17 protein-coding genes are annotated in these 19,625 nt (G+C 71.7%); 9 read left to right on the forward strand and 8 right to left on the reverse strand.

What is annotated here, in order from left to right; genetic code table 11:
* Window positions 1–45 precede the first annotated feature (45 nt).
* Window positions 46–870 (reverse strand): hypothetical protein, encoded by an 825-nt coding sequence (locus ACN28F_RS31595; protein ID WP_289206085.1) that lies wholly within the window; start codon window positions 868–870, stop codon window positions 46–48.
* A 64-nt stretch (window positions 871–934) separates the two neighbouring features.
* On the reverse strand, window positions 935–2,314 hold the full coding sequence (locus ACN28F_RS31600) for a helix-turn-helix domain-containing protein (protein ID WP_421361124.1): 1,380 nt from the start codon (window positions 2,312–2,314) through the stop codon (window positions 935–937).
* A 173-nt stretch (window positions 2,315–2,487) separates the two neighbouring features.
* Between ACN28F_RS31600 and ACN28F_RS31605 the strand changes: the two genes are divergently transcribed.
* The gene (locus ACN28F_RS31605; protein WP_289206087.1) at window positions 2,488–2,694 is read left to right on the forward strand and encodes a hypothetical protein; all 207 of its coding nucleotides are present in this window, start codon (window positions 2,488–2,490) and stop codon (window positions 2,692–2,694) included.
* A 145-nt stretch (window positions 2,695–2,839) separates the two neighbouring features.
* Here ACN28F_RS31605 and ACN28F_RS31610 read toward each other — a convergent pair whose 3' ends face one another.
* A complete protein-coding gene (locus ACN28F_RS31610; RefSeq protein ID WP_289206088.1) occupies window positions 2,840–4,276 on the reverse strand; it encodes an Nramp family divalent metal transporter in 1,437 nt (478 codons plus the stop codon).
* Window positions 4,277–4,527: 251 nt separating this feature from the next.
* On the opposite strand from ACN28F_RS31610, the gene ACN28F_RS31615 reads away from it, so the two are divergent.
* Both ACN28F_RS31615 and ACN28F_RS31620 read left to right on the forward strand, forming a co-directional pair.
* Complete coding sequence (locus ACN28F_RS31615) at window positions 4,528–5,499, forward strand: hypothetical protein (protein ID WP_421361126.1); 972 nt, start codon at window positions 4,528–4,530, stop codon at window positions 5,497–5,499.
* Between the two features lie 102 nt (window positions 5,500–5,601).
* Entirely contained in the window at window positions 5,602–6,561 is a 960-nt protein-coding gene (locus tag ACN28F_RS31620; protein WP_421361128.1) for a hypothetical protein, read from the forward strand.
* On the opposite strand, the gene ACN28F_RS31625 is transcribed toward ACN28F_RS31620, so the two are convergent.
* The 4 genes from ACN28F_RS31625 to ACN28F_RS31640 are packed head-to-tail and all read right to left on the reverse strand — an operon-like array spanning window position 6,539 to window position 10,656.
* Entirely contained in the window at window positions 6,539–7,837 is a 1,299-nt protein-coding gene (locus ACN28F_RS31625; protein WP_421361578.1) for an adenylosuccinate synthetase, read from the reverse strand. The genes ACN28F_RS31620 and ACN28F_RS31625 overlap by 23 nt on opposite strands.
* A 5-nt stretch (window positions 7,838–7,842) precedes the next feature.
* Window positions 7,843–8,811 (reverse strand): hypothetical protein, encoded by a 969-nt coding sequence (locus ACN28F_RS31630; RefSeq protein WP_289206091.1) that lies wholly within the window; start codon window positions 8,809–8,811, stop codon window positions 7,843–7,845.
* Between the two features lie 28 nt (window positions 8,812–8,839).
* Entirely contained in the window at window positions 8,840–9,850 is a 1,011-nt protein-coding gene (locus ACN28F_RS31635; protein WP_421361130.1) for a serine/threonine protein kinase, read from the reverse strand.
* Window positions 9,847–10,656 carry an NUDIX hydrolase gene (locus ACN28F_RS31640; RefSeq protein WP_421361131.1) on the reverse strand — a complete coding sequence of 270 codons (810 nt, stop codon included), beginning with the start codon at window positions 10,654–10,656 and terminating at the stop codon, window positions 9,847–9,849. Before ACN28F_RS31640 ends, ACN28F_RS31635 begins: the two co-directional genes overlap by 4 nt.
* A 238-nt stretch (window positions 10,657–10,894) precedes the next feature.
* On the opposite strand from ACN28F_RS31640, the gene ACN28F_RS31645 reads away from it, so the two are divergent.
* Genes ACN28F_RS31645 through ACN28F_RS31655 form a run of 3 tightly spaced genes read left to right on the forward strand, consistent with a single transcriptional unit; the run spans window position 10,895 to window position 15,978 of the window.
* Window positions 10,895–12,661: an ABC transporter ATP-binding protein gene (locus tag ACN28F_RS31645; RefSeq protein WP_421361132.1), complete on the forward strand. Its 1,767-nt coding sequence runs from the start codon at window positions 10,895–10,897 to the stop codon at window positions 12,659–12,661.
* Complete coding sequence (locus tag ACN28F_RS31650; RefSeq protein WP_289206095.1) at window positions 12,658–14,493, forward strand: ABC transporter ATP-binding protein; 1,836 nt, start codon at window positions 12,658–12,660, stop codon at window positions 14,491–14,493. Before ACN28F_RS31645 ends, ACN28F_RS31650 begins: the two co-directional genes overlap by 4 nt.
* Before the next feature lie 60 nt (window positions 14,494–14,553).
* Window positions 14,554–15,978 carry a cellulase family glycosylhydrolase gene (locus tag ACN28F_RS31655; RefSeq protein WP_421361580.1) on the forward strand — a complete coding sequence of 475 codons (1,425 nt, stop codon included), beginning with the start codon at window positions 14,554–14,556 and terminating at the stop codon, window positions 15,976–15,978.
* Between the two features lie 7 nt (window positions 15,979–15,985).
* Here ACN28F_RS31655 and ACN28F_RS31660 read toward each other — a convergent pair whose 3' ends face one another.
* A complete protein-coding gene (locus tag ACN28F_RS31660) occupies window positions 15,986–16,957 on the reverse strand; it encodes a helix-turn-helix domain-containing protein (protein WP_421361135.1) in 972 nt (323 codons plus the stop codon).
* A 231-nt stretch (window positions 16,958–17,188) separates the two neighbouring features.
* On the opposite strand from ACN28F_RS31660, the gene ACN28F_RS31665 reads away from it, so the two are divergent.
* The 3 genes from ACN28F_RS31665 to ACN28F_RS31675 all read left to right on the forward strand — a co-directional run bounded on the left by ACN28F_RS31665 (window position 17,189) and on the right by ACN28F_RS31675 (window position 19,617).
* A complete protein-coding gene (locus ACN28F_RS31665) occupies window positions 17,189–17,374 on the forward strand; it encodes a hypothetical protein (RefSeq protein WP_289206097.1) in 186 nt (61 codons plus the stop codon).
* Window positions 17,375–17,525: 151 nt separating this feature from the next.
* Window positions 17,526–18,728: a TfuA-like protein gene (locus ACN28F_RS31670; RefSeq protein WP_421361137.1), complete on the forward strand. Its 1,203-nt coding sequence runs from the start codon at window positions 17,526–17,528 to the stop codon at window positions 18,726–18,728.
* Window positions 18,709–19,617, forward strand: a complete 909-nt coding sequence (locus tag ACN28F_RS31675) for a metallophosphoesterase family protein (RefSeq protein WP_289206099.1) — start codon at window positions 18,709–18,711, stop codon at window positions 19,615–19,617. Before ACN28F_RS31670 ends, ACN28F_RS31675 begins: the two co-directional genes overlap by 20 nt.
* Window positions 19,618–19,625 lie beyond the last annotated feature (8 nt).

Consider the following 19,625-nt stretch of genomic DNA (forward strand, 5'->3'; position numbering starts at 1 on the left):
TTGCTGAGGCGCATTGGATCACACGTCGGGAAAGGGAACGGCGACCTACTCCCCGAGGAAGTCGTCCAACTTGAAGGATTGGCTGCTCGCCAATCTGGCGACCAGGTCTTCTGGCTCCGGCGACGTGGTGTGCCTCTCGTGGTGGATGCGGCGCAGGTCGTCCGCCACGATCCAGTCGCTGGTGTAGAGACAGACCGAAGGGATCACCGCTCCAGCGCCGCCGATCCTGAGGATCCTTGCCTGGCCGTAGTGGGCGTAGTCGAGTCGCCAGGACGGATCGTCGTCGAGTAGCCTGACCGCAACCTTCGGCGGGTCATGGGTGAATGCGATCAGGCCCCTGTCGGTGGCTGCCCAGGAACGTTCCGTGTAGCAGTCGATGTGATACTGGGCATCGAGTACGACCTCGGTGGACGACCAGAACAGCCGTTCGTCATCGCTGATCAGTCCCACCTGACGTCCGTGCGTCGTCTCCTCCCGCGACCTGCTCGCCCGCACCGCCTCGTTGATCTGATCGGCGAGAGCGATTCCGGCAGGGTTCCATCCGCCAAAGCTGATGACGATCCGCTTGCTTCGCTGCCCGTCGTAGTCGCTGACCCGAAACGCGATCTCGCCACGATCTCTATTGAGAACCTGGCACTGACCAATCTTCTCGATCGGGATGACCGTCGGCATCATGGACTCCACGGTTGTCCGATGCAACCTGCTGAACGAGAACAGCCGTAGCTTCTCGCTGGTCAGGCAGGCCACGACCGTCGACCCGCCGTCACCGGGTAGATCCCACAAGCCGGCGGCTATGCCATAGAAGGTCTCCTCGTTCGCGTCGATGCTGAGGTCGGCGGCTCGGTCGAAGTCTGGGTCACCAACACGCATCCGTCCATCGTGCCGTCGCGCCGGCGGCGTGCCATCGGCGGATCGGTCGGCCCGTCGCGTCGGATCAGGTGTCGACGCCGACGCGGGCGGCGAAGGCGCGCAGGTCCGGAAGAGACCGGTGGCGGTCGCTCGACAGCAGGTCGACGGTCAACCGCTGGGCCCACGGCCGGTAGCGGACCTCCTGCGGCGCGGTCTGCTCGGCGGCGAGCAACGCCCGGTACGCCTCGGCGTTCGCGCCTCGGCCGTGCAACGCCAGCGCGGTGTCCTGCCAGTAGCGGGCCCGACGCTCCACGGTGCCCAACTGCTGCGGGGTGATGGCCCGAGCGCATTCGACCGCCGCGCCGAAGTCGCCCAGCGCTCGGCAGACTCCGATCCGGTACAACGCGACATCGACGCTGCCGAAGGCGGGCTTCAGGTCCGCTCGCCGGGTGGCCTCGTCCGCCTCGGCGAGTAGATCCAGAGCGGTGTCCCGCTGGTCGCCGAGTGCGGCCGTGTAGGCGGCGGTGGCGAGCAGTCGTCCGTACGCGGTGACGTCATCGCGTTGCCGCAGCCCGGTCGTGGTGTCGAGCGTCGCCGCTCCGGTGAGCACGACCTCCTGCGCGGTGTCGCGGTGCCGGGTCCGGCGGAGCACGATCGCGGTGATCCGGGCATGTTCGGCCTGCAGCAGCGGGTTCCCGCAGGCCCGCGCCGTCTGACCAGCCCGGTCCATGATCGACCAGGACATGCCGTCCTCGTGCAGCTTGATCAGCACCTGTGCGGTGAGGTGGTACGCCCGGGTCGCCAGGGCGGTGGCCGCACATCGTCGGTCATCGGCGGCGTTGGCGGTGACCGTCGCCGCGCCGGTGACCAGCTGCGGTAGGCGGGTGGCGAGTCGCGCGTACCGACATGCCTGAAGGTCCGCCGACGCGGCGGCCAGTTTGGCGCGCAGCTCGACCGGACCGACAGGTGGGGTGGTGCTCGGATCCGCACCGAGGAGCAGTCTGGACAGCTCGGCCGCCAGCTGCGGTGGGTGGGCAGCGGCGTGGCCGGCTGAGCCCGGGTCCGGGGGGATGGCCGCACCGGCGAGCCCTGCCAGTCCGCCCAGTACCGCGCGCCGTCGGATCACGTCCTCTCCCGTCTCAGGCCAGGATCGGCTACCGCGAAGCCTAACGATCGAAGTGGACCCGTGGTGGCTGGCCGATGTGCCAGAGTTGGCCAACCCGAACAGCTCCGGCGGAATGTCGAACACGTCGGCGAGCCGGCGCAGGGCGGTCACGTCGGTCAACCGCTGCCGGCCGCGTTCGATCCGCGACAGGCTCGCCGCCGAGTAGCCGCAGCGTCGTCCGGCCTCCGCGAGGGTCAGCCGGGCGGCTGTGCGGGCCAGTCGGATCAGGCTGCCGTAGTCGCCGGCTGCCGCCGCCCGACGGGTCTCGGGAAGGCCGGCCCACCGGCGGTCGCCGCTCATCGCAGTCTCCCGCCCATGGTCACGCTCGGTATTGCCTCCACTGTGCAACGGGCGTGCCAGCGCGCGCAAAGCGCTTGCGTATCCGGTAACGACGCGTGTCGGGGCGGCCTGGTCTCTGGTGTCCTGGAAGGGCGGCGGTGATGGCGCTCGACGACGGGTGAGGAGCGGAGACAGTGGACAAATTACGTCAATGTCGGTCCGACCATCGCCGGGTTGCTGTCGTCAATCGGACACTTGGCGTGGGCCTGTCTGGTGTCGCGGCGATCGTTGTGATCATGCTCGCGGCAGGTGGTTCAGGGCGCTCCGCTGCGGTGACCGCGATCGGCGGGATCGTCGCCGCACTGGCAGGACTCGCCGCCGCGTACCTACGTGAAGAATGAGCCGAATGTAACGGTTTGAAGACTGAAGGTGCCAGTGTGGTGGCCTGTTGGGCGGAGACCGTCCGCACGGTCGATGCGCGTTCCGTCGCTCGCGGCAGGGTAGGTGCCAGTGGTGTCGATCAGCCAACCCCGTCGGAGGGCCGGGTCATGCCATCCGGACCCCGGCCAGGCTCAGCAGGTAGACGACGGCGAAGGCACCGAAGAACAGCCCGGCGGTGCCGAGCGCCGCCTGGCTGGTCCGTGACGGCCGTACCGGTGCCGGGAGCCGGCGGTTGACGTAGAGGGTGAGGCCGACGACGACCGGGGTGTGTGCGGCGGCGATGATGCCGCCGACCGACAGGATCTCGACCGGGTTGCGAACCAGCAGGAACAGCACCAGCGGGGCGAGAGTCATGGCGACCGCGACGTACGTCAGGTGGACCGCCCGTGGGCGGCGTAGCAGCCGACCCAGCCGGCCAGTCGGTTCCTGATCGCCCGGCGACCCGTCGTCGTGCCGGCGGGCGGGCGATCCGTCGTGCCGGCCGTTGGCGACCAGCCGGGTGGCGTCGGCGTAGGTGCGCGCCCAGCCGTCCTGGTTGGCGAAGATGGTGCCCCAGAGCGCGACTACCACACAGGTCAGCAGCAGCACCTCACCGACGGTGCCCCACAGATCGCCGAGCAGCGCGGTCAGGTCGCGGGCGACGTCGACCCCGTCGGGAACCTGCCCTTGCGGGGCGAGCAGTTCGGCGCCCAGCACCAGGAACGAGACGATGACGAGTCCACCGCCGGCGACGCCGAGCGCGGCGGTCCGGCTCATCGTCCGGGTCCAGGCGCGCACCCGGTCGATCCGTTCGTCGCGGCCGACCTGCCGGCCCGGAGACGCATCGTCGGTCTGGTCGGTCGAGGAGGACGGGCCGGTCGGTCCGCCGAAGCCACGCGCCGCCACCCAGTAGGAGAACCACATGATGCCGACGGCCCCGGCGAGGATGAATCCGACCCAGGGCAGCACGAAGTACAGGTCGAGGTCGTCCGGCACACCCGGTACCAGGCCGGTCGCGATGTCGCCGCTGACCGTGCTGGCGGCTGCGGTGAGGGCCGCGCCGACCAGCACCAGGGCCATCACGGCGGTGATCCGTTCCACGCCCCGGTAGCGGCCGGCCAGCACCAGCGCCCCGGAGCCGAGGATGACGACGCTGGCGTAGACCGCCTGGCCGCCGGGCAGCGCCACCATGAGCGCGCTGCCGACGAGAGCGGCGATGCCGGCTATGGTGACCACCCCGGCGACGACCTGTGGAACGAAGATCACCCAGATCGCCCAGTTGGCCGGTCCCGGTACGTCGCGGAAGCCGTCGAGCAGGGTACGGCCGGTGGCCACGCTGTACCGGCCGGCCTCGCGAATCATGATCCACATGAGTACGGTGACGAGCAGCGCCAGCCACAGCAGCTCGTAGCCGTACCGCGCGCCGATCCGTGGGGTGAACAGCACCGAACCGGAGCCCACCGACGACACCATCCACAACAGACCTGGACCGTACCAGCGGGACTGGCTGCGCCCGGTCGGGGCGGGGGCGGGCTGTCGGCGCAGACGGAACGCGGTCGTCATGGTGAGGAGTCCTGAGTCGTCATCGAAGAGCCGGACCTCTCCCGACCTACCCCACCCGCCGGTGTACGACACACGCCAGGTAAGGGATTGACGCTCGACGACACGGTGCGGGGCTGTTCCAGCCTCCCCGACATGCGCGCTGACAGATGGTAGGAAGTCGATGACTCCATGTATGCCGAGGATCGGTGGATGCAATGAGTAACAGTCGACAGGGGTGCTCGCCTGCCCGTCCTGGCCCCCGCTCGGCCAGCATGCGGTGGTCGATTGCGGCCGTGGTCGGGGTGGCGATGGCAGCGGTGGCGACCAGTGGTGCGTCGGCTGCTCCGGTCACCGACGCCGGCAGCGGCACCGCCATCACCACCCGGGTGTTCGACCGGGCCACCGGCGAGCCGGTCAAGGGCGTGTGTGTGCTGGCCCTGCCGGTGCTCACGTTCCGCCTGCCGAACGCCTGCGCGACGCGCAGCGGCGGCGGCGGACGGGTGACCGTCGAGGTGCCGGGGCCTGGCCAGTACAACCTGTTCGCGCTGCCCAAACCGGACAGCCCGTACGGTGCCCAGTGGGTCGGCCCGGACGGCGGCACCGGTCGCCAGCAAGAGGCACGTCGGGTCACCCTCGCCACCGGTGAGACCAAGCGGGTGAATCAGATCCTGCTGGATCCCCGCGCCACGATCAGCGGTGTGCTCGACATGCGGAACAATGACAACGATGGGCTGGTCTCCATCGCCGCACCCGAGCTGGACCTGCACCAGGAGAAGTGGTCCGTACCGGTCGGTGCCGACGGCACCTTCGACATCGACTGGGTCGGTCCGTACGAGTGGCCGGTGCTGTTCCGGTCGCAGGACGGCCCGGCACAGTGGAGCGGGCGGGTTGGCAACCGGTTGATCGCCGAGGTGGTTCCGGCGGTCGTCGGCGGCTCGGTCGAACCGTACACGTTCCGCACGTTGCGGTTCAGGGGAGCCGCAATTCGGGTCCAGATGGCCAGCCTCCCGACCGGCTTGCCGGGGCGGGTGGTCCTCTACAACAGCGCAACCGGGGACGTCATGGGAGTCGGTGAGTTCGACGGGTCGCAGAGCTCGGTCCGTGCGGTCGTCATCGGTGGACAGCAGGTCAAGATCGAGTGTCAGTGCCCTGACGGGACACGTTGGTACGGTGGTACCAGCTTCGCCGACGCCACGCCGGTCGTTGCCGCCTACTACGCCGGCATCAACATCGACATGCGGTAGGGGAGAGTCGACATGGCAGGCAGCAGTAGGAGATCGTCAGGTCAGGTGCACGGCCGGCACGGTCAGGTGACAGCCTGGTTCCGGATGGCAGGTGTGGCGGTCGTGATCGCCGCCCTCGTCGTCACCATTGTCGGCGGGCCACCGGCGCGTGCCGCCGCGGCGCAGTCCACGGATGCGTACATCAAGACCTGGGTGTACGCCCGCGACACCGGACTGCCGATGAAGGGCGTCTGCTTCTTCGCCGTTCCCGCGCGCGGCACCTTCAACTTGCAGGAGCTCTGCAGTTCGTCGACCGGGCTGGGGCTGGTCAGGGTACAGGTGTCGGTGCCGGGCTCGTACAACCTTTTTGCACGTGCGCCTGGCTACAGCGGATACGGGTCGCAGTGGGTGGGGCCGTCCGGCGGCACCGGGACGCAACAGTCGGCTCGGCAGATCACCGTGTCGGTGCCGGGTGAGACCAAGACGGCGCCGACGATCTTCATCGACCGAAGCGGATCGATTCGGGGGAAGCTCCCGGCTCCGGATCCGGCCCTGCCTCCGGGACAGCGTGGCACTGTCGGGATCGCCGCCCTGGAGCCCGAGTATCGGCTGCCGCCCATGTCCAGCCCGATCTACTACGACGGCAGCTTCAATATCAACTGGCTCGGCCCGTACGAGTGGCCGCTGCTGTTCCGGATCCCTGGACATGCAGACCAGTGGAGCGGGGGTGGCGGCAACCGGCTGCGGGCTGAGCTGATCCAGGCCACCGTACCAAGCGGTTCGCCTATCGACTTCACTGTCAAGCGCGGTGTGTCCGCCATCGTGAATTTTCCTGACCCGCCGGCGGGCTCGGACAACCGGGTGGTGCTGCGTAACGTGGCCACCGGCGAATCCATGGGGGTCGGCTCGTTGGGCTCGGGCTCCAAGGTGCGGATCCGGGTCGTCCTCGGGCAGCAGGTCAAGATTCAGTGTCTCTGCGGCGGCACCACCAGTTGGCATGGCGGCACCGACTTCGACAGCGCGACGCCGGTAGTGATCACCGGCGGCGGGCCGACCGAGGTCACCTTCCTGCCGCCGCAGTGAGCCGGGCGACCTTGTCGGCGGCGGTCGGGCCGTGCGAGGTCAACCGCACCGGTACGCCGAGCGCGGCCTCGACCGCCGCCACCCAGGAGTCCGGGTCGGGCTCCGGGTCGGCGGCGTACCGGGGTCGGCTGGCCAGCAGCTTCGCGGTCAGCGCCGCCTGACGGTCCAGGTCGCCGGGCGGGCCGACCGGCAGCCGGTCGGTCCAGTCGTAGCTGTCGCACAGCCGCAGCCGGTGCGCGCCGACCAGGTCCAGGTGGGTCAGCGCGAGGGCGTCGACGCCGCCGGTGACGTCGAGGGCGTACCGGTGGGCGACGGCGTCGAAGTGGCCGAACCGGAACCGGCCCTGCCAGGCGTTGGTGCCGTTGTGCCGCTCCGGCGGTCGCAGCGTCGGGTCCTCGGTGACCAGCGGGCCCGGCCCGTGCCGGGGGGTGAGGGTCCGCAGCACCCCGAGCCGGGTCGCCGTACCGGGCATGCCGGCCTCGGCCAGCAGTGTGTCCACGTTGCCGAACGTCGTGGTGCTCCACGTGGTGTACGGGTGGAAGCCGTGCCACTCGTCGAGCAGCACCCCTTGGGCACCTTCGAAGACGACCGGGCCGGCGCGCAGCAGCCGGGTCGTCCACGGGCCGTCGACGATCGCGACCCGCTGCGCGAACGCGGTGAACGCGGTGACGGTGTCCGCGACCGGTGGGGCGTCCAACGGACCCAGCTCGTCGGTGAGCCGGTCGCGCAGCAGCGTCAGCCGGTGCCGCAACAGGCGCGGGTCGTGGCAGTCGGCGACCCGGGGGGCGGTGTCGGGGTGGGCGAGACCGTACGACATGGTCTCGCCCACCCCCATCCCGCAGGAGCCGTGCCGGTCGGCCCCACGGGCGATCTCCCGGGCCTGGTTCGCGGCCCGGTGGTACGGGGTGGCCAGCAGCGCGTCACCGTCGACGGTCACCCGGTCCAGGGCGTCGGGTACGCCGAGCGCGGCCAGGTGCGTCGCCTCGCCGGCCAACGCCAGCGGGTCGACGACCACGAACCGGGACAGGTGGGTCGGCACGCCGTGGAAGGTGCCGGCGCCGAACTGGGCGAAGGTGTGCGACCGACCGTCGGGCAGGACGACGTTGTGCGCCGCCTGCCCGCCCCCGTTGAAGCGGATCACCGCTTCGACCGGTCGGGTCGCGCAGAGCCAGTCGACGACGGTGCCCTTGCCGGCGTCGCCGTAGCCGAGGTCGACCACGGCGACGTGCCGGCTGGCCGTCGCGTCCGCCCCGCCATCGCCAGGGCTGCTGGCCACCGGGTTCACAGCCGGGTCACCTGGTCGGTGCGGCCCGAGGCGGCCGGCAGGGTGCCGCGTACCGCCGGGGTGCGGTCGGTGCCGATGCGGGCCAACGCCCGCGACACGGTGGTGGCGGCGTCGCCGGCGCCGACGTCGCGCAGGTCGGCCAGGGCGGTGTCGAGGTCGCAGGCCTCCTCGCCGAGCGCCACGGTGGTGGCTATGGCCTCGCAGACGGCGTCGAGGTCGTCGAGTTCGAGCGCGTTCTGCCCGAGCAGGTCGCGCCAGAAGTCGAGGATGCGGCGGTTGCCGGCGTAGTGGCTGCCGGCCGGCATCAGGTAGTAGGTGTCCCACTTGCGGCGCACCTCGTCGACGATGGCGCGCAGCCCGACGTCCTCGCCGAGGCGGTCGCCGATGACGGTGCGGACCTCGCGGGCCTTGACCTTGGGGTAGGCCATCTCGTCGCCGATGATGAACAGGTAGCCGCGCTTGCCGCGCCGCTCGTGGCAGTCGATGGCGGTGTGCCGGGCCATGAAGTACATCGCCAGTTCGTAGGATTCCATCATCTGCCCGCCGCCACCGCCTTCGAGCACGATGTTGCCCAGGTGGTCGTCCATCCGGTTGTCCGACTCGAACTGGCTGACCTGCAGGGGCACCCGGTCGCAGGTGGCGTCGCCGATGGCGCCGAAGAGGATCTGTGGGTCGGTGACGTAGCCCTTGCGCAGCAGCAGGCCGAGCAGCTGTGGCAGCTTCTGCTGCAGGGTGCGGGGCACGCCGCCCATCGAGCCGGTGACGTCGAACAGCACGGCGATGGCCAGCGACTGCGGGTGTTCGGTCGAGTCGCGGCTCTCCCGGGCGGTGACGCCGCGCGGGTCGAGGGTCGGGTGGACGGTGCGGGCACCACTGTCGCTGTACGCGAAGGCGCTCTTGCCGCTGGCCTTGCGGTAGGCGCTCGCGGCGCGGTAGACGTCGGTCGACCAGGCTCCACTGCCCATGACGGGCCTCCTTCGGGGTGGGTGTTTTCTAACGGTGGTTCGGGTCGGGCATCGTGAACGGGCGGAACCGGCGGGGGCCCCAGAGCCGTTCGATCAGGTCGTCGAACTCGGCCAGCAGCCGCCACGCGTCGTCGGGCCGTTGCCGCAGTGCGGGCAACTGGCACCCGTCGGTGAATCGGCGTACCGGATCCGGTGCGCGCTCGCCGGTCAGCCAGGCCAGGCACCGGGCGGCCATCGCCAGGTCGGTGCCGGGGCCGGGGGTGCGGCGGCGGCGGATCTCGTCGGGGTACCAGTCGGCGTACGCCGGCACCAGCGCCGGTACGGGTGAGCCGTCGACGCTGGCGTAGCACCAGTCGACGAGGACGACGCCGTGCTGTTGCGGTTCGATGAGGACATGTCCGGGCAGGACCGCGCCGTGCACCAGGCCGGCGCGGTGGGCGAAGCCGAGCCCGACGAGCAGCCGGCGGAACATCCAGGCGGCGTCGCGGGCGTCCACCCCGTCGGAGTGGGCGCGGCGGACCTCGGCGAGGCTGTACAGCCCGGTCGGGGAGCCGAGCACGCTCACCTGACGCAGCGCGCCGGTGCCGGTGTCGCGGTGCCGGAAGGCGTCGACCAGCCGGGGCACGTACGGCAGGTAGCGGGGGTCGCCGCGGTCGGCGAGCCGGGCCAGCGCGGTCTGTTCGCGGGCGATCAGGTCGTTGTTGGCGGGGTCGCGGGGGACCTTCACCAGTTGGTCGTCGCCGTGGCGGTACAGGTCGGCCAGGTCGCCGACGTAGGTGGCGGCGCGGTCGACGACGTACCGGTGCCGGCCGGTGTCGATGGTGACGGTGTCGCGGCCCGCGTCGCGGTGCCGTTGCCACAGCTCGGCGAGCCGGACGAAGGCGTCGGTCGCCCGTGGGTCGGTGGCGTCGGGACCGGCGGTGTCGGGGTGCAGCAGCCGGGCCAGTTGGTGGTAGCGGCGGGTCGCGTCGTCGGTGCCGAACACCTCGGCCGGGCCGGGGGCGGTCATGACGAGGTGGATCGCTTCGGTGACGGTCATCTGATCTGCTCCTCCCGGGCGGGGCGCAGCAGCGCCGGGTGCAGCAGTCGGGCGTCGCCGGCCCGGTAGAGGCGGGCCCGGGGTCCGCCGCGCGGTCCGCCGCGCTCGGTGGTGGCACCGACGCCGTCGAGGAAGCCGGGCACCGACAGGACCTTGCGGTGGAAGTTGCCGGCGTGCAGCTCGACACCCCACACGGTCTGGTAGACGGCGCGTAGCTCGCTGATGGTGAACTCGTCGGCGACGAAGCGGGTCGCCAGTGGGGTGTACTCGAGTTTGGCGCGGGCCCGGTCGAGGCCGTCGGCGAGGATCCGGGCGTGGTCGAAGGCGAGTCGTCGGGTGGTGCCGGGTCGTTGCCGTACCGGTTGGCCCGGCTCGACGTCGTCGGGTAGGCCGAGAGCGGCCACCGGCACCCAGGCGGCGGTGGCGGCGTCGCTGCCGGCCGCCGGGTCGGGCAGCTCGGGGGCGAAGGCGAGGTACGCCACCGAGACGATCCGCATCCGGGGGTCCCGGTCGGGTGTGCCGTAGCTGGCCAGCTGCTCCAGGTGCACCCGGTCCATGGCGGCGGCGCGGGTGTCCAGGCCGGTCTCCTCGGCCAGTTCGCGGGCGGCGGCGGTGGGCAGGTCCTCGTCGGGCTGGACGAACCCGCCGGGCAGCGCCCAGGCCCCTTCGTACGGTGGCGCGCCGCGCACCACGAGCAGGACGTGCAGCTGTCCGTCGCGGATGGTCAGCGCCACCACGTCGACGGTGACCGCGAGCGGTGCGTACGCCCGGGGGTCGTAGCTGGCGAGGAACTCCGTCTCCGACATCGTCGTCCTTCTCGTTGCTGGATGTTCTCGAACTTAGTATTTCTCTGACTGAGTAAAACTCGATCTGAGAAGAACTTACCGCAGTCTGCTCCGGATGTCATCCCGACAGTGGCGCTCGTCATGTCCGGCGACAGGGATCGTGGATGGGCTCGGCTGTCGACTTAGGTTAGCCTCTGCTCACACAAGCCAGGAGTCGTGTGCCACCCGCACCGGCCGACGTCCCGTCGGGGGAGAGCCCGTGCCCGTACGCCCACCCGCCCCCCTGACCACGGCCCGGCTGCTGCGCCGGACCCTGCGTCGGCACCGTGGCCGGCTCGCCGGTGGGGTCGCCCTGCTCAGCCTGCACCAGGCTGCCGAAGCGGCGGTGCCGCTGGCCATCGGGCTGATCGTCGAACAGGCCGTGGCCACCGGCGAGCTGAGCGCACTCGTCTGGTCGGTGGTCGGCCTGGCCGCCCTGTTCACCGTCCTCACCTTCGCCTGGCGCTTCGGTGCCCGACTGACCGAGGCCGCGATCCACTCCGAGACCCACCAGCTGCGGGTGGAGGTCGCCGCACGGGCACTCGACCCGCGTGGGCACCGCAGCGGCCTGCGCTCCGGTGAACTGCTCGCCATCGCCGCCGCCGACGCCGAACGCACAGCCCTGATCATCCGGGCCAGCACCGTCGCCGTCGCCGCGCTCGCCGCCCTGGCCGTGGCCTCGGTGGTACTGCTCACCATCGACGTCGCCCTCGGTCTCGGCGTCCTGCTCGGCGTACCGGCGCTGGTCACCGCGTTGCAGGCACTCGCCCCGGTGGTCACCCGGCGCACCGCCGACCAGCAGGCCGCCGCCGGGGCCACCACCGCGCTCGCCACCGACCTGGTCACCGGGCTGCGCGCCCTGCGCGGGCTCGGCGCCGTGGACAACGCCGCCCGCCGCTACCGCGACTCCAGCCGGCACACCCTCGCGGTCACCCTGCGGGCCACCACCATGAGCGGCGTCTACCAGGGCATCACCGCCGGGGCCAGCGGGCTGTTCCTCGCCGCTGTCGCGGGCGTGGCGGGGTGGATGGCGATCCGCGGGCGGATCAGCATCGGAGAGTTCATCACCGTGGTCGGACTGGCCCAGTTCGTCGCCGAACCGGTCCGCGCCCTCGGCTTCTGCGGTCAGCTCGCCGCCGCCGTGTGGGCCTCCGCCGGGCGGGTCGCCCGGGTGCTGACCGCGTCGCCCGCCGTCGTGCCAGGACAGCGGACGCCCGCCCGCCCGGCGCGGGTGCGGCTGGACCTTGCCGGCGTCAGCTACCGCAGCCTGCGCGACGTGGACCTGCGGTTGCACGCCGGCGAGCTGCTCGCTGTCGTGGCCCACGAGCCACGCGACGCCGAAGCACTACTCGACCTGCTGCGCGGCCGAGTGCCCGCCGACGACCACCGGGGAACGGTGACCGTCGACGCGGTGCCGGTGTCCGACCTGAGCATCGACGCCCTGCGCACGCAGGTCCTGGTGGAGCCGCACGACACGGCGCTGTTCGAGGGAACGCTGCGCAGCAACCTGCTGGTCCACTCCGCCGGGCCGGGCCCCGCCGCCGTGCCGGCCGACGCCGCCGACCCGAGGCTGGCCGCCGCGATCACCGCCGCCTGCGCCGACGACATCGTCGGGCTGCACCCCGGTGGGCTGGACCACCCGGTCACCGATCGCGGTGCCAGCCTCTCCGGCGGCCAGCGCCAGCGGATCGGGCTGGCCCGGGCACTGGTCGCCGACCCGCCGATCCTGGTCCTGCACGACCCCACCACCGCGGTCGACGCGGCCACCGAGCAGCGCCTGGCCGCCGGACTGCGCGCGGCGCGCCACGGCCCCGACCGGCCCGACGACCCGGCCGCCCCCGCCACGCTGGTGGTGACCAGCAGCCCGACGCTGCTCGCCCAGGCCGACCGGGTGCTCGTCCTGGCCGCCGGCCAGGTGGTCGGCTCGGGCAGCCACCAGGATCTGGCGCGCACCGACGAGTCCTACCGGGCGGCGGTGCTGCGATGAGCGCGACCAGCCCCGAGCAGACCGCCGACGGTGCGCCGCAGGCGTCGCCGACGACACCGTCGGCGCTGCCGACCGCGACCGTACGGCGGACCTGGGCGGTGCTCGGCACCGAACTGCGGCGCAGCCCCGCCCTGACCGGCGCGGCGCTGCTGACCGTCCTGGCAGCCAGCGCCTGCGGCCTGGTCGCCCCCTGGGTGCTCGGCGCGATGGTCGACGACATCCGGTCCGCCGCCGGCACATCGGCGGTGATCCGGGCGGTCGTGCTGATCGTGTCCGCCGCCGCCGTCGGCGCTGTCCTGACCGGGTGCGGCGCGGCCCTGGTGGCCCGGACCGGCGAGACGGTGCTCGCCCGGCTGCGCGAACGGGTGCTCGACCGGGCCCTGCACCTGCCCGGCGGCACCCTGGACCGGATCGGCCCCGGCGACCTGCTGGCCCGGGTCGGCGACGACGTGTCCGTGGTCACCCGGGTCATCACCGACACCGCACCGGTGCTGGTCTCCGCGCTGCTGACGGTGCTGCTCACCGTCGCCGGCCTGTTCGCCCTGGACTGGCGCCTGGGGCTGGCCGGGCTGACCGCCCTGCCGATGTACCTGCTGGCGCTGCGCTGGTACCTGCCCCGGTCCGGGCCCTACTACGCCCGGGAACGGGTGGTCACCGGCGAACGGTCGCAGGCGATGATCGGGGCGTTGCGCGGGGCGGCCACCGTGCGTGCGTACCGGCTGGAGGCCGTGCACACGGCGGCGATCGCGCACCGGTCGGCCGCCGCGCGGGACCTGTCGATTTCGGTGCTGCGGATGTTCACCCGTTTCGGGTCCCGGCTCAACCGGGCCGAGTGGGTCGGGTTGACCTCGGTCCTCGTGGTCGGGTTCCTCCTGGTGCGAGCCGACCTGGTGACGGTCGGCGCGACCACCGCGGCGGCGCTGTACTTCCACCGCCTGTTCAACCCGCTCGGGGCACTGGTCGCCGAGTTCGACCAGGTGCAGCAGGCCGGGGCCAGCCTGGCCCGGCTCGCCGGGGTGGCCGACCTGCCGCCGCCGTCGCGCCCGACCGCGCCTGCCGTCGTGGCCGACACCTCGATCGAGCTGGCGGGGGTCAGCTACCGCTACGACGACGGTCCGCTGGTGCTGCACGACGTGTCGCTGCGGATCGCACCCGGCGAGCGGGTGGCGCTGGTCGGTGCCAGCGGGGCAGGCAAGACCACCCTGGCCGCCATCGTCGCCGGTCAGCTGCGCCCCAGCGCCGGCACCATCGTGTTCGGTGGGGTGGACCTGGCCGACGCCGGGGCAGCCGACCTCGCCGGCCGGATCGCCCTGGTCAGTCAGGACGTGCACGTGTTCGCCGGTCCGTTGACCGAGGATCTGCGGTTGGCCCGTGCCGACGCCACCGCCGAGCAGATCACCGCCGCGTTGGACCGGGTCGGGGCGTCGGGCTGGGTGCGGGCGCTGCCGGACGGGCCGGACAGCGTCGTCGGCGAGGGCGGCCATCAGCCGACCGCCGCCCAGGCCCAGCAGCTCGCGCTCGCCCGGCTGGTGCTCGCCGACCCGGACGTGGCGATCCTCGACGAGGCGACCGCCGAGGCCGGCAGCGCCGGCGCCCGGGACCTGGAACGGGCGGCGTTCGCCGCGACCGAGGGCCGGACCACCCTGATCGTGGCGCACCGGCTCACCCAGGCCCGCCACGCGGACCGCATCGTGGTGCTCGACGCCGGCCGGGTGGTGGCCGACGGCAGCCACGACGAACTGGTCGCGGTCGACGGCAACTACCGCCGGCTGTGGGACAGCTGGACCGGCGCGGACCAGGCGCCGGTTGACCGTACTGCAAATCTTGTTTAGTGTCACACGTCGATATGTTCTGCCCGTTCGCCGAGGGAGACCGCCGTGCGTCGTTGGAGAATCGGGTTGGCAGCGGCCGCCGCAGCGGCAGTTGCCGTCGGGGCGGTCGCTGTGCTCGCCCCGTCGGCGAGCGCGGCGACCGCGGCGTTCGTGAAGGTCAACGACTGGGGCAGCGGCTACGAGGGCCGGTTCACCGTCACCAACGACACCTCCGCGACGATCTCCTCCTGGCGGGTCAGCTTCGACCTGCCGGCCGGCAGCCGGATCAGCTCGTCGTGGAACGCACAGCTGAGCACCGCCGGGAACCGGTACACCTTCGACAACGCCGGGTGGAACGGCACGGTCGCCGCCGGGGCGAGCACCAGCTTCGGATTCATCGTCGCCGGTAGCGGCACCCCGGCGAACTGCACCGTCAACGGTGCCGCGTGCGCCGGCGGCACCACCCCGACGACCCCACCGCCGACGACGGCACCCCCGACCACCGCGCCCCCGCCGACCACGGCCCCGCCGACGACCGCACCGCCCACCACGGCCCCGCCGACCGGGACCACGCCGGTCGCCATCAACGGTCAGCTGCGGGTCTGCGGCGTCAACCTGTGCAACCGGTACGGCCACCCGATCCAACTGCGCGGGATGAGCACCCACGGACTGCAGTGGTACGCCCAGTGCGTCAACGACGCGTCACTGGACGCTCTGGCCACCGACTGGCGCGCTGACGTGCTGCGCATCTCGATGTACATCCAGGAGGACGGCTACGAGACCGACCCGCGCGGCTTCACCGACCGGGTGCACGACCTGATCGAGAAGGCCTCCGCGCGAGGCATGTACGCCATCGTCGACTGGCACATGCTCACCCCCGGTGACCCGAACTACAACCTCGACCGGGCGAAGACCTTCTTCGCCGAGATCGCCCGTCGGCACGCGGCCAGGCCCAACGTGCTCTACGAGATCGCCAACGAACCCAACGGGGTCAGCTGGGCGTCGATCAAGAGCTACGCCGAGCAGGTCATCCCGGTGATCCGGGCGGCCGACCCGGACGGCATCGTGCTGGTCGGCACCCGTGGCTGGTCGTCGCTGGGCGTCTCCGAGGGCGGCAACGAGGCGGAGGTGGTCAACAACCCGGTGAACGCGGCCAACGTCATGTACACCTTCCACTTCTACGCCGGCTCGCACTTCGACACGTACCGCGCCGCGCTGTCGCGGGCGGCCGACCGGGTGCCGATGTTCGTCACCGAGTTCGGCACCCAGACCTACACCGGCGACGGCGCCAACGACCTGGTCAGCGCGCAACAGTGGATCGACCTGCTGGCGGCGCGCAAGATCAGCTGGGTGAACTGGAACTACTCCGACGACTTCCGCTCCGGCGCGGTGTTCCGTACCGGGGTCTGCGGCGGCAACTCCTACACCGGCACCGCCGTGCTCAAGGAGGCCGGCGTGTGGATCCGCGACCGGATCCGTACCCCGGACGACTTCCCCACCCACTGACCAGGCGTCACGGGCCGCTCTCCACCGTGCGGCCCCGTACACACGCCGTACCGGTCGCCACACCGGTCGGATCCTCCGGCATCTCGATACGCACCTCGGCCAGCACACAGTCGCGGGCGCTGTGCAGCAGGTTGCCGAAGACCCCGGTCCCGGCGTAGTCGGCGGTGAAGGTGGCGGTGGCACCGTCGGCCGGCCGCCGCACGTCGACGTGGATCGCGGTGCCGTACGGGATCCGCTCGACGGCGTACGGCAGGAAACGGGGCCAGCTGACCCCGCACCGGGGCGCGTACCGCAGTTCGAGGACGCCGAGCGCCTGCCGACCGAGGTTGACCTCGACGGTGTCGACCGAGAGCACCTGGGGGTCGTCGGCGCAGCCGCTGTCCATCGGGTCGGCACCGTCGGCGACCGCGACGCGCGACGGCGGTGTCGCGGGGTCCGGGTCCGGTGACGTCGGGGGACGAGCGTCGGCGATCGCGTGGATCAACCCGGCGAGCGCGGTCACCGTAGCGGCCGTGGTGGCCGCGAGCCAGGTGACTGTCCGCCGCCGCCACCGGCCCTCGACCGTCGTGGCGGCCGGCACCGGCCCGGCCGCTGTCACTGGTCCGGCGGCTGTCACTGGTCCGGCGGCTGTCACTGCGGGAACGCCCCCATCGGGAGTGTCCGCAGCCATGACGGTGGCGGTGCCGTCGGAGTCCGTGGCCGATGCCGGGGTGCCGACGGCGGCGGCGACCTGCTCCCACCGGACCCGCCAGACCTCGAGGTCACCGTCGCAACCGGCGACGAAGGCCGCCACCGTCTCCCAGGTCGGGAACCGACGGCCGCCGGCGGCCTCGGACAGCGCGGTCTGGGACCGGCCGGTCCGCCGCGCGAGTGCGGCGTACTTCGGCCGGCCAGCGGATTCGCGAAGCGCGCGCAGTTCGGCGGCGAAGGCCTGCACCGGTCCCGCCTCGCCGTCGATCCGCCGTTCAGGTCGCCCCAACGTGGACTCCTTGTGCGCTCGGTTGATTGTCCACGTTGATTCTTGCCGCAGTACCGGTGTGGGACAACTACCGGCTCGGTAGAAACGGGACCGTGCCCGCCGTGTCGCGGCATCCGGTCGGTGGAGCGGGCCGGGAGAGGGAGATCGAGTTCGCAGGGAGCGTTGTCGTGGGACTTATGGTCCTTTGTCGGAGACTGCTCGTTTGTCCGCCAGGGTGCAGTGGGAGGTCGGATGAGAGTGGACGTACCGGGTTGGGTCACCGTGCGGTCGGACGATGGTGCCCAGATCGAACAGACCGGGGAGAAGCCGCGGTTGTTGCTGGCGCTGCCGGCCTGCCGGGCCAATCAGAAAACCTGTATCGAAACGGTGATCGACGCGCTGTGGGGGATATCGCCCGCCGAAGTCATGTATACCTAATATTCAAACATATGTGTGTCGTATCCGGCGGGCCCTCGATGCCGCGAGTCCCGGTGCCGGCGGACGCCTGTCGTATCAGTCCGGGGGATACGGTCTCGAGCTTGATCCCGCCGAGTGCGACATTCAGGAGATACAGACGCTGGTCTGCGGTGTGTCCGGACCGTACGGTGCCGCCGGGCGGACCCCGCCGCTGGGGGTGCTCCAGCGGGCCTGTGGCCGCTGGCGGGGCAGACCGTTCTCGGCGGTCGCGGTCGGCCGTTCGTCGCTGGTCGCCGGCGAGCTGCACCGCTGTGAAAAGCTCTACCTCCAGGTCAGCGAGGAGTACGCGGCGACCGCGCTGCGCCACGGCCGGCCCGGTGACGCCGTGCCGGTGCTGCGTCGGCTGACCGCCGAGTTCCCGATCCGGGAACGGCTGTACGCGGTGGCGATCCGGTGTCTCGTCGGTGCGGGTGACACCGCCGCCGCGCTCGGGCTCTACCACCAGACCCGTACGGTGCTCGCCCGGGAGCCTGATCAGCATCGCCGTCACCACCGGGCCGGCCAGCAACGGCGACCCTGCGGCCGAGCTGGACCGGCGGCTGATCGTCGGCGCGACCGGCCTGTCCCTGATCACCACCTGCTGGGCCCGCTGCGGCGTACTGCCGTTGGACCGGCGCAACCAGACACTGGACCGCGTCGGCAGCGGGCTGGTGGAAGACCCTCGAGGGTGGAGCGTGTTCGATGGCCGCTGCGACTGACGACCTTCACGACAGCGCACTCGGCCGGCTCCGGCACGAAGTACGGTCCGTGCTCGACGACCTCGGTGGTGTCCACGACGGCGTCGCTGACGCCGACACCGTTCCTGCGGGCCGTGGACGCCGGGGTGCGGCTCTACGGCGCGTCCAGGATGGGGGCGTTGCGGGCGGCCGAGTGCCACCCGTGGGGGATGGTCGGCGTCGGCCGGGTCTTCGAGGCGTTCCGGACCGGCGTGGTCGACGCCGACGACGAGGTGGCGATGGTCTACGACGACCGGGACCGGCCGCTGTCGGAGCCGCTGATCGGGATGCGGCTGGCGCTCGCAGACGGGGCCGCAGCCGGTCTGGTCGATCCCGGGCACGCGCAGGTCTTTCTCGACGCCGCGCGGCGGGTCTACTTCCCGCACCGTACGGTGCGTTCCGTCCTGCGGGCCGTGGGCGCCACCCTCGACGCCGCCGACCGGGCCCGGCTTGCCGAGTTCCCCACCGGCCGGGACCGGGACGTCAAGCGCGCCGACGCGTACGCGTTGCTGCGCAGGATCCGGGACGATTGGTACCCGGCCCTACCGCTGGCGGGCACGGTAGCGCATGATCGGACGGATGGGGGCGAGCGGAACTGACGGTGGCGCGCCACAGCCGGTACGGACGCCACCGGGGCCGGGTGACGGCGCGGCGGCACCGACCCTGTGGGCGATCAGCGACCTGCACATCTCCTACCAGGAGAACCGGCAGCTCGTCGCCGACCTGGCGGCACCCTCACCCGACGACTGGCTGATCGTCGCCGGTGACGTCGCCGAGACGATCGTCGCCACCGGCTGGGCGCTCGGCACCCTGCGGCAGCGTTTCGCCCAGGTGATCTGGTCGCCCGGCAACCACGAGCTGTGGACCACCGCGCGGGAGCCGTCCGGACCACGCGGCGTGGAACGCTACCAACAGCTGGTCGAACTGTGCCGGGCGTTGGACGTACGCACTCCGGAGGATCCGTACCTGCAGTGGACCGGAGCGGGCGGGCCGGCGGTGGTCGCGCCGCTGTTCACCCTCTACGACTACAGCTTCCTACCGGCCGGCACCAGCACCAAGGAGCAGGGGCTGGCGTACGCCTACGGCACCGGCATCGTCTGCACCGACGAGTCCATGCTGCACCCGGACCCGTTCCCCAGCCGGGAGCAGTGGTGCTGGCAGCGGCTCGACTACACCGCGCAACGGCTGTCCGAGGTGGATCCGCACCTGCCGACGGTGCTGGTCAACCACTATCCGCTGGTCCGCGACCCGATGAACGTACTGCGCTATCCGGAGTTCGCGATGTGGTGCGGCACCGAGCGGACCGCCGACTGGCACGTCCGGTTCCGGGCGTCGGTGATGGTCTACGGCCACCTGCACATCCCACGGACCACCTGGTACGACGGGGTGCGCTTCGAGGAGGTCTCGGTCGGCTACCCCCGGGAGTGGCGGCAGCGTCCGGGCCCGCCGGCCCAGCTGCGTCGCATCCTGCCGCACCCGGCCCGCTGAGGCGTACC

Source organism: Solwaraspora sp. WMMA2101, assembly GCF_049179175.1.
Lineage (GTDB): Bacteria > Actinomycetota > Actinomycetes > Mycobacteriales > Micromonosporaceae > Micromonospora_E.